Source organism: Fretibacterium fastidiosum, assembly GCF_000210715.1.
Lineage (GTDB): Bacteria > Synergistota > Synergistia > Synergistales > Aminobacteriaceae > Fretibacterium > Fretibacterium fastidiosum.
In genome coordinates, this window is the sequence record NC_021038.1 from 358414 (window position 1) to 367983 (window position 9570).

Here is a 9570-nt window from a genome sequence, read left to right on the forward strand (position 1 = left end):
GCGGGGCGGAAACACCGCCCCGCCCCTTTTTTTGTCTCTGGGTCAGCCTGCCCGCCGCTCCTGGAGGTATCGATACGTGCTGTCCGGCGTCATGGCCCGAACGGTGTCCCAGTCCCCGGCGGCCAACGCGGCCCGCACCCGCGACGCGCTGACGGCCTCCCCGTTTACGGAGGCCCGCTCCACCACCACGACCTGGATGCCGCGCTTCGGCAGCTGCTCGAGGAGCGCCTCGTTGTAGCGCGCCGTGGACGGGCTGAAGGGCTCCGTCCCCACGTAACGCCTCGCGACGCCGAGGGCAGGGGCCACGAGATCGCAGAAGACGGCTGCGTCCAGCGTGCCCTGCGCCGAGGCCAGCGACTCCTGCCGCGTGAAGTAGGCGGGGAAGGTGCGCGCGGAGATGACGTACTCGCCCCCCGACAGAACCTCGACGTTGGTCAGGTCCGCCGTGCCCTCGCGCATCAGCCGGAATCGGACGTCGAAGGGGAACTCCGACCGGTCCTCGCGCACGGCCAGCACCCACACCCAGGGGTTCTCCGAGGCGGCCCGCTCCACGAGGCGCCGATGGCCCAGCGTGAAGGGGTTGGCGTTCATCACGACGCAGGCGCGGGGTGTGGGCCTGCCCTCCGCCTGACGCCGAAGGCCCTCCGAGTAGGCCGAGGCGCTGCCGCTTCCAGCCTCCAGAAGGACGGCGTAGGGCCGTGCGTCCGCCACCCGGCGAAATCCGAGGCCGGCGAAAAAACGCTCCATGTCGGGCTTGGTGATCACCTGCCAATAGGTGATGCCGCGCTGGACGGCCCTCTGGATCAGGGCCGTGATGAGCGTGGCGGAGAGCCCTTCCCCGCGGTGCGCCGCATCGACGGCGACCCCCTGCAGCAGGTTCCCCTTCAGGAAGCCGCACCCCACGAGGTGCCCGTCTTCGTAGAGCCCCACGCCCTCGTCCGCCCCCTCTGGTAGCGTGAGGTCGTTTGCCTTCAGGAGCGCCGCCAGAGCCGCGTCCCTCTCCGGCCGATAGATCGTGTCCACGCTGACCTCTCCCATGACGACCACCTCCCGAATAACACGAATTCCGCCGCGGCGCAGGGGCGCCGGCCCTGTAAGTCCGTTCCGAAAATCTGCGCTTTTCATTCTATTTTCCTGGATTTACGCCCTAAATGCAACGGCAGGAAGTGAGAGAAGGTGTTATAAGCGACCGACCCGGCTCACTGCGTTCGGCGCCTACCCTTGCAGGGGGCTTGTTTGCTATAATGAGGCCAGGAGCCGAAGGGATGGGGGAGGGATGCGGATTGCTGGTCAACACGCCCTACGACGACGTGTTCCGAACGCTGCTGAACGATTGTTCGAGCCTGATCATACCGCTAGTGAACGAAATCTTTCACGAGTCGTACTCCGGGGACGAGGCAGTGGAGTTCTACCCTAACGAGCACTTTATCAACGGTCAGGACGGTACGGAGCGAGAGCGCGTCACGGACTCGTGCTTCGGGATACGGGGCAGGTCGCTGAAGAAGTACCACATCGAGTGCCAGAGCACGTCGGACGACACGATGCTGGTCCGGATGTTCGAGTACGACGCGCAGATTGCGCTGGATGCGGGCGAGGTGAGCGAGGGAGTGCTGACGGTGCGCTTTCCTGCGTCGGCGATCCTGTACCTTCGTTGTCGCGCGAGTACGCCGGACGTGCTGACGGTGCGCATCGAACTGCCAGGCGGTGGTTCTGCGGCCTACGATATCCCTGCGATGAAGGCCCAGCGGTACACGCCGGAGGACATCTTCTCCAGGGGGCTGTTGTTTCTCATTCCCTTCCACATTTTTGCGCACGAGAGACGGTTTGCGAAGTACGAGAGGGACGAGGGATTGCTGCGGGAGCTTCTGTCCGAGTACGAGGGGATACGGGAACGGCTTGAGGGGCTGGCGGAGAGCGGGAAGTTGACGGAGTACGTGAAGCGGACGCTTGAGGAGATGTCCGGTAAGGTGTTGGAGCACATTGCCCGTCGACACGAAAAGGTGAGGGAAGGAGTGAAGTCCATCATGGGAGGCCGGGTGTTGGAGTACGAGGCGAAGACGATCCTGAGGGAGGGCATCGCTCTGGGACGCAATGAGGGTATTGCTCTGGGACGAGATGAGGGCATCGCCGCCACGGCGCGACGGATGCTGGATCGGGGCGTTTCGCCCGAACAGGTTGCCGACTTCACCGGTCTGTCCCCTGACGAGGTTGCGGCGCTGAGGGCCGGAACCGGAAACTGAATGCACCACTTCAAAAGCAACCCCTCCGCCGCCTTCGGCGGCGCCTCCCCTTCCAGGGGAGGCAAAAAGAAGAGGCGCGTTGTTAGGCCCCCGGTTTATTAGGCCCCCCTGCAAGGGGAGGTGCGAAACCTCTTGACAATGTGAATGAAGATGGGGTATGTTAAGAAAAATTCGGCTCGTGAGGGACCGGGACCTCTTTCTCGATGGTGGTCTCCGGGAGGGAGAGGTGTGCGAATGGATTCGTCGATCTCCTCGGTAAAGATTGGAACGCGCGGCGAGGAGTACGCCGCGATGCATATTCTGGAGGTGACGTCCATACCGGACGTCGCCAGTGTCCTGTCCGAAAGACAAAGCGCGGACGAGAGCGACGTCATCGCCGCGTACAGGGACGGCATGGCCGTTATGCTTTCGGAGGCACACCAGAGGTGGAAGGCATGGGGCTCCGGGAGCCGTGATGTCTCGGTCGAGTTGATGTGGCTGACGCGGTCGGTCGCCAACCAGCCGTATGCGGCCTCCATTCGTCTGTTTCTTGTTTCGCGCGCCCTGGCCGTGGATCGAGCGGCTGCGGAGGACGCGGTCCGGTCGATAGCCCGGGACTGTTCCACGACACTGGACCTCCAACGCTACGAATACCGCCCCCTGCCGCACGGCGAATTTGCGACGAGCCTTTCGGAGCTTCAGACCGACGCGATACGGCTGCTGGTGAGGGAGGGCAGGATACGGAACCTTCAGAACGCCATCCTCCCCTGGTGCTTTTCCTTCGACGTGATACGAAAGAGTGGTCAGGACCTGGCAAGGATCGCCAACGAGCTGGCCAGTCATCCTGGCTGCGCGTTCTCGGTGCAGCTGATGCCGGTGTCGTACTCCCCCCAGGAGGCCGCCGTCGTCGACTCGCTCTCCCAGAACCTGGAGACGCTCCAGAGGGGCGTCATGACCCAGGGGGTCGGCAGCGTCGGATTCACCCTGGCGGAGCGCCCCGCGGAGGTCTACAAGTACTACTCCGAGAACAAGGACAGGGCCCTGTTCCGGTACAACATCGCGGTCCTCGCTCCGGAACGGGCGGCGGAACAAATCATGCAGAGGCTGTTCGGGCAGTTGAACGCCGGACGGGATGGGGCCGTGGCCGTAAAGAACGTCTCCATCCCCGTGGCCGACGTCGGTTTTCCCTGGAACGACCATCCCCTGCCCTGGGCGATCAACCAGCGGCTGCACGAACTGACACAGCCGGCGGACGCGGCCGTCGGACAGGGTGGCGACCTCCTCCGGGTCTGCGGGCAGCTGCCCGGCATCATCACCGCCGAAGAGGCCGCGGAGCTCTTCCGTCTTCCCATCGGGAGCCGGACCGTCGCCGCGGGGCTGACGGTCAACGAGTCGGGCGGGAGAAAAAAGACCTACGCCGAGAACGTGGTGGACGGCGCCGACATCGAGGTGGGGCAGCTCAAATCCTCATCCGGCGGCAACACGATCGGGTTTTCCGTAGACGACCTGACGAAGCACGCGCTCATCGCCGGGACTCCCGGATCGGGGAAGACGACCTTTGCGGTCGGCCTGCTGGACAGGCTGTGGAAGCGATACAACATCCCCTTTCTCGTCATCGAGCCCGCGAAGAACGAATACCGGGCCCTGGTGCGGAGCATTCCCGACCTTCAGGTCTTCACGCCCGGCAAAGATTTCATCTCTCCCTTCATCTTCAACCCATTCCTGCCCCCGAAGAACGTCAGACTTGGGGCCTACAAATCGACCTTGAAGACCGCTTTCGCGGCGGCCGTCTCCATGTCCTCGCCGCTCGACAAGATATTCGAGGAGGCGGTCAACAACTGCTATTCGGAGTTCCGATGGCTCGACTCCTACACGTCCGCCAACAAGGGGCGCGTGTTCAACATTGCGGACTTCATCCGCTGCTTTCGGGAGACGTTCGAGGCGATCGGCTATGTCGGCGAGGCCCTGAACATCGGCCGGGCGGGGACGGTGCGGCTCGGCAGCCTGTCGAACCTCTTCGACCATTATCACTCCATCCCCATCGAGGACCTTCTGTCCAGGCCGACGGTCATCGAGTTGGCCGCGATAGAGAACAACGACCAGAAGGCGCTGCTGATTGCGCTGCTGCTGCTGTCCATCCTGGCCTATGTGAACGCCAACTACGTCGGGGAGGGCCGCTTGAAGAACGTCATCCTGCTGGAGGAGGCCCACGTCCTTCTGGGAGGCGGGACGAACGCCGTACAGGGAGAGGCGGACCCGGGCGCGATCGCCCAGGAGTTGATCAAGAGGATGCTCGCGGAGATCCGCGCCTATGGGGTCGGCATGGTGATCGCGGACCAGTCGCCGCGGAAGGTGACCGCGGACGTCGTGGCCCTCACCGACATCAAGGTGGCCTTCAGGATCGTCGAGGCGGGCGACAGGCAGATCGTGAGCGACAGCACGAACATGGACGCGGCACAGACGGAGCGTCTGGGCAGGTTGAGGCCAGGGGAGGCCTTTCTGTTCTTCGGCCGGCTCGACGTGCCGGAGGAGGTGCGTATCCCGGATTATCGCCTCGAGCAGGAGATCGGCGTCACGCTGTCGGACGAGGCCATCCGTGAGCGCTCCACGTATTGGAGGACCCGGCAGCGGGACCTGAGGCCCTACCCCGAGTGCGGGTTCGTGCGGTACTGCGCCGAGACGTGTCGGCCCGACCTCAGGGAGCTGGCGCGGGAGGCGGCGAAACGGATCTTCGCCAAGAACTTCAAGGGGGACACCAGAGACTTTGAGGTCCTGAGGTCCGTGTTCGGGAGCATTTCACAGCGCGTCAGGGCGGAGCTGAACGACGAGCCGTTCTCCGCGGAACTGCTGGCCTGCACGAAGTGCCATCTCTGGAGACGAATCCGGTACGGGACGCGGATCGACGTCAGCGATGCGCTGATCCGCAACTCGCTGCAAAAGTAGGAGGGACAGGATGGGCGACGGAAACGACCTCGGTTTCACCAAAAACATCGAAAGCACCGAGAATATCGGAAACATTGAGAGCACGGAGAACACCCTATCTGAAAGCGTCGAGCTCAGCGAGGGCGCCGGGCTCGAGAGGAGCGCGGACCTCGACGCCCCGCCCCAGGACATCGCAGAGGACACGGAGCTACCGGATGCCCCGGATGCTGGGCCGGATGGAAGCTATGGCCTGACCGATCTGGAGGAGGACACGAGCGCGGACTTCGAGAACCTCAACGAGTCCGACGCCTCCGAAGCGTGTCCCGACGAGATCCCGGAGGACGGGGATACGGACACGGAGGAAAATCCTTCCCTGGAGGCAGAGTTCGAGGAGCAGCGGAGGGCCGACGACGCGATCCGGGAGACGCTGCGGGACGACATCAGGGAGGACCCCGAATTTATCGACGCGAACGGGGACCTGATCTGGGCCCCCAACGGCGGGTTTGTGGAAAATCCGGAGACGGTCGCGGTGCAGCCGGGGTCCGTGGTGCTGCAGCGGTGGGGGAACGAGTCCGGTCACCATTTCACGGAGTTTGGGACGCCCTATGAGAAGGTCTCCCTGCCGTGGAAGGAGACGGAGCCGAGGTACTTCGAGATCCTGAGGCCCCTCGAGGACGTTGCGCGGGGTACGGTGGCCCCGTGGTTCCGCCAGCCGGGCGGAGGGATACAGTACAGGACGGAGCTCAGGGAGTTCGAGATGACCCGGGGGGCATCCCCGTACCTGCGGGAAATCTCTTTTGACGAGGCACTGAAGTTGAAGCGTTGACGCCGGGGCGTTGACGTCGAAGGAGGCGTTGAAGCGTGGGGCTTAAGGAACTTTTTTCTGCGCTGCGGAAGGAGGGCATACCGCCCGATTGGTATCTGATCGGCGACGAAGGCATCTCCGAATGTCGGACCTGCATGAGGCGTATCGATGGCAGGTGGGCCGTGTACTTCAGCGAGCATGGTCTGAAGAGCTCGTTGAAACTTCATGATTCGGAATCGGAAGCCTGCCGGGACCTGCTCTCCCGGATGCTCAGGGAAAAGGAGCTTCGGGGCTCCGGAGCCCTGAACGAAGGAGGACGTTAGCATGGCGATGTTCGGACGCAACCCCAACGAGGCCGCCTACGTCGGGGGCAGGAAGCACTTTACCGACGTCATCAAGAACACGGGGCCGGGCAACCTGCTGATATGGCTCAACGGAGAGGAGGACTTCAACACCAACTCCACCCTGATCGTGGCCGAGTCGGAGGAGGCGCTGTTCTTCCGGGACGGCATCGTGGAGGAGGTCTTCGACGGCGGCAAATACGTGCTGTCCACCGAGAACTACCCGTTCATCAGCCGTCTGAGGAACCTTTTCTCCGGGGGCATCAGCACGTTCAACTGCAAGGTCTACTTCGTCCGCAAGGCGCACTCCATGGAGATCCTCTGGGGCACGGACTCCCCGATACAGGTCCGCGACCCGGTGCTGCGGATCGCGACGAGCGTGACGGCACGGGGCGCGTTCAAGGTACAGGTCGACAACTCCAAGCTGTTTCTGATCAAGCTCCTGGGGAACAACGTGCAGCAGCTCACCCAGGAGGAGCTCACCCGATACTTTCGGCGCGAGTTCATGCAGCACATCAAGTCCAACATCGCGAGGGCGATCCGCGAGTCGAACGAGGAAATCCTGGGCATATGCGAGCGTCAGGCGCTCCTGGCGGAGCACCTGACGCCCATCCTCCGCGAGCCGCTTGCCGATTACGGGGTCCGGCTGGTCAACTTCACCATCGAGGCCATCGACATCCCGGAGCAGGACCCCAACCGCCAGAAGCTGGAGGCGGCCTACGCCAACAAGGGCGTCATGGGCATCCTGGGCAACGACTGGGGCCGGCAGCAGGCGACGGAGATCCTGCACGATGTGGCGAACAACCCCGGGGCGGGCGGCGTGGCCGCGACGGGCGCGGGGCTGGGCATGGGCATGGTCGCAGGCGGCGTCTTCAACAGCATGGCCCAGCAGATGTTCGCGCCCATGCAGGAGCCCCGGCCGGAGGAGCGCCCCTTCCCTCAGGGGCCGTCCGGAGGGCGCTTCGTGCAGCGGGACGGCCCCGGCGGCGCGAAGCGCTGCGCTCACTGCGGCGCGGATAACCCGGAGGACTCCTTATTCTGCGGCCGGTGCGGGACGCGGCTGGACGCGCCCGAGGCCACGTGTGGAAACTGCGGGGCGGTGTTGCCCCCCGAATCCCGGTTCTGCAACAAATGCGGAACCCCCAGGAACTGAGGGAGCGTGAGAACGATGAAAAATGGCATCCTCTGGCTGATCCTCAAAGCGCTCTTCCCCGTGCTCTTCAACGCCGTGTTCTTCCTGGCAGACATCCAGCCGAAAAACGCCTCGGTGTGGATTTCTTACGTCTTCGTTCACAGCGCCTATGTCCTGCTGCTCCTGACCCCGCGTTTCACCGTGCGGTCTCGGAGCGCGGCCCTTTTCGGGACCACGCTGGGAGGGCTGGGACTGTTTTTCTTCCTGGCCGAGCTGGCCCTGGGCTCCGTGCTGATCGCGGTCCGTCCCGAGGGGTGGCGCACGGCCTTTTTCCTCCAGCTTGTGCTGTCCGTCTTCCATATCGCCGCGCTGACGAGCACCATGCTGGCCGACCAACACACGGCCGGGGGCGAGACCGTGCGGGAGGCGGAGCTCCGGACCTTCAAGGGGCTGCTCTACGAGATGCGCCGGGCGGTGGACGAGGCCGGGGAGGGGGAGGAGGCCCGGCTGCTCCGCAGGACTTATGACCTGATGGCCTCCAGCCCCGTGAGGTCGCACCCGTCTGTCTTGGATATCGAGCGCGACCTGGAGGCCGCGATCCGCGCGCTGCCGCGCGTCGGGGCGAGCGGAGAAAACCGGGAGGACATCGCCCGTCGGGCCGAAGAGATTCAGAGGCTGATACGGGAGAGGAACCACCTTTTAAAACGAACGTAAAGGAGAGGATTGCATTGATGCTGACCAAGGCCAAATGCCCCGCCTGCGGGGGCGCGCTGGAGCTCAACCCCGGCCTGGAGCGGGGGATCTGCGTCTACTGCGGCAGCGAGTTTCTGGTTCAGGAGGCTATCCAAAAGTTCAAGGCGGAGATTGACGGGCTCCCAACCCTGAAGAACATGCTGATCCGCGCGGAGCAGAAGCTTTCCGACGGGGACCTGAAGGGGGCCGAGGCCTTGTATGAGGAGATACTGAAGGGTGCCCCCACTTGCCACGAGGCCTGGTGGGGAAAGTTCAGGAGTTTATTGGAGGGGGGGTATCTTCCAATAAGACTGGTTGATTGTCAGCATAGAGTAATTTCTCTTATAAAGCAAGGCTTTATCGAAAATGCGAAAAAAGAATTGAAAGACATCGTTGCGGCACTGGACAGGGCGGACCTGCAGTATCTTTTTGGGAACAACACCACGAATGCACTTCGCGCGATCGAATACGCTCCGGAAGAACTGAAGGGTGTATATCAGCAGAAACTCGATCAGATATTGAAAGATTGCAAAAAAATTTCGGAAGACATGAAAAAGTTGTTGACAGCGAGAGAAGAAGAGTTGAGAAAAGCGTCGATACAGGAGAAGAAGGCAGTATTTCTTCTTGTTTTGGGTGCGATCCTCGGAGGTATCATGGGATACTTTTGGAGGGGAGTTATTTTTGGCTTTATTTTGGGTATGTTGTGGGCAAGTGAAACGATGAAGGTAAAGATGATATTTCTTATTATTTTGGGTACGATCCTCGTCGGAGGTATCATGGGATACTTTTGGACTGGAGTTATTTTTGGCTTTATTTTTGGCTTTATTTTGGAAGTTATTCGGGAGGGTCGAAACGAAAAGGGAAGCGCTGACGCAACGACCACCGATGCTAGCTTGTCAAGTCAAACGCAATAGCACAAATCCGCAGGTTGCAAGGAAGTTACCGAAGATTAAGCTCGTTATAACATAGGTTAAGATGATTTTGATCTTGCACCCGTCGAGTGCGACAGGAAACGTTAGAAATCTGTCTTTGCCACAGGTTAAAAATCTTGCCTGCGGGATTGAGAACGGCATGGGCTGAGAAAAAGAAGTTCCTCGCTATCTCAAGTGGGTAAGGATGGGTTCAAAATTGTCAGAAGTGGTATAGTAGTGGCATTATGAAAGACATTCAAGTATTTGAAATCGCGCCTGCTCTGGGGAATCCGTGGTATATCGAATCCATAGATCTTGATGCCGATAGAAACCGCGATATTCGCGTTGCTTTTACAAAAGGGGCTTTGGATTGACAATCCGTTACGCCATGCCTATTGCTGAGCGTGAAGCCAACCCCTCCGGACCACCTCCCCTTACAGGGGAGGCAAAAATTGAAGAAGCGCGTTTTTCAGGCCCCCCGGTTGTCCAGGGGTGGAGTGAGGAAGAT

Annotated in this window: 9 protein-coding genes; 8 read left to right on the forward strand and 1 reads right to left on the reverse strand. The window is 61.7% G+C overall.

Annotated elements, in window-relative coordinates; translation table 11 throughout:
- Positions 1-42: 42 nt before the first annotated feature.
- The gene (gene citC / locus SY1_RS01590; protein ID WP_015555967.1) at positions 43-1038 is read right to left on the reverse strand and encodes a [citrate (pro-3S)-lyase] ligase; all 996 of its coding nucleotides are present in this window, start codon (positions 1036-1038) and stop codon (positions 43-45) included.
- 245 nt (positions 1039-1283) lie between these two features.
- On the opposite strand from citC, the gene SY1_RS01595 reads away from it, so the two are divergent.
- The 8 genes from SY1_RS01595 (at position 1284) to SY1_RS12515 (ending at position 9436) form a co-directional block, all read left to right on the forward strand.
- Positions 1284-2240, forward strand: a complete 957-nt coding sequence (locus SY1_RS01595) for an RpnC/YadD family protein (RefSeq protein ID WP_243440555.1) — start codon at positions 1284-1286, stop codon at positions 2238-2240.
- Between the two features lie 234 nt (positions 2241-2474).
- Positions 2475-5162 (forward strand): ATP-binding protein, encoded by a 2688-nt coding sequence (locus tag SY1_RS01600; protein ID WP_015555968.1) that lies wholly within the window; start codon positions 2475-2477, stop codon positions 5160-5162.
- Positions 5163-5172: 10 nt separating this feature from the next.
- The gene (locus tag SY1_RS01605; RefSeq protein ID WP_015555969.1) at positions 5173-5967 is read left to right on the forward strand and encodes a TNT domain-containing protein; all 795 of its coding nucleotides are present in this window, start codon (positions 5173-5175) and stop codon (positions 5965-5967) included.
- A gap of 35 nt (positions 5968-6002) precedes the next feature.
- Positions 6003-6269, forward strand: coding sequence for a hypothetical protein (locus SY1_RS01610; RefSeq protein ID WP_208872553.1), 267 nt, complete (start codon positions 6003-6005; stop codon positions 6267-6269).
- Between the two features lies 1 nt (position 6270).
- Positions 6271-7440 carry an SPFH domain-containing protein gene (locus tag SY1_RS01615; RefSeq protein ID WP_015555970.1) on the forward strand — a complete coding sequence of 390 codons (1170 nt, stop codon included), beginning with the start codon at positions 6271-6273 and terminating at the stop codon, positions 7438-7440.
- A gap of 15 nt (positions 7441-7455) precedes the next feature.
- Positions 7456-8133, forward strand: a complete 678-nt coding sequence (locus SY1_RS01620) for a hypothetical protein (protein WP_015555971.1) — start codon at positions 7456-7458, stop codon at positions 8131-8133.
- A gap of 14 nt (positions 8134-8147) precedes the next feature.
- Positions 8148-9065 (forward strand): hypothetical protein, encoded by a 918-nt coding sequence (locus SY1_RS01625; RefSeq protein WP_208872554.1) that lies wholly within the window; start codon positions 8148-8150, stop codon positions 9063-9065.
- A gap of 242 nt (positions 9066-9307) precedes the next feature.
- Positions 9308-9436 carry a hypothetical protein gene (locus SY1_RS12515; RefSeq protein WP_279369710.1) on the forward strand — a complete coding sequence of 43 codons (129 nt, stop codon included), beginning with the start codon at positions 9308-9310 and terminating at the stop codon, positions 9434-9436.
- The last annotated feature ends 134 nt before the right edge of the window (positions 9437-9570 follow it).

Bases quoted from the DNA above. Each gene is read 5' to 3' on its own strand.
- citC (WP_015555967.1), bottom strand. From the start codon at position 1,038: ATGGGAGAGGTCAGCGTGGACACGATCTATCGGCCGGAGAGGGACGCG.
- SY1_RS01600 (WP_015555968.1), top strand. From the start codon at position 2,475: ATGGATTCGTCGATCTCCTCGGTAAAGATTGGAACGCGCGGCGAGGAG.
- SY1_RS01605 (WP_015555969.1), top strand. From the start codon at position 5,173: ATGGGCGACGGAAACGACCTCGGTTTCACCAAAAACATCGAAAGCACC.
- SY1_RS01615 (WP_015555970.1), top strand. From the start codon at position 6,271: ATGGCGATGTTCGGACGCAACCCCAACGAGGCCGCCTACGTCGGGGGC.
- SY1_RS01620 (WP_015555971.1), top strand. From the start codon at position 7,456: ATGAAAAATGGCATCCTCTGGCTGATCCTCAAAGCGCTCTTCCCCGTG.
- SY1_RS12515 (WP_279369710.1), top strand. From the start codon at position 9,308: ATGAAAGACATTCAAGTATTTGAAATCGCGCCTGCTCTGGGGAATCCG.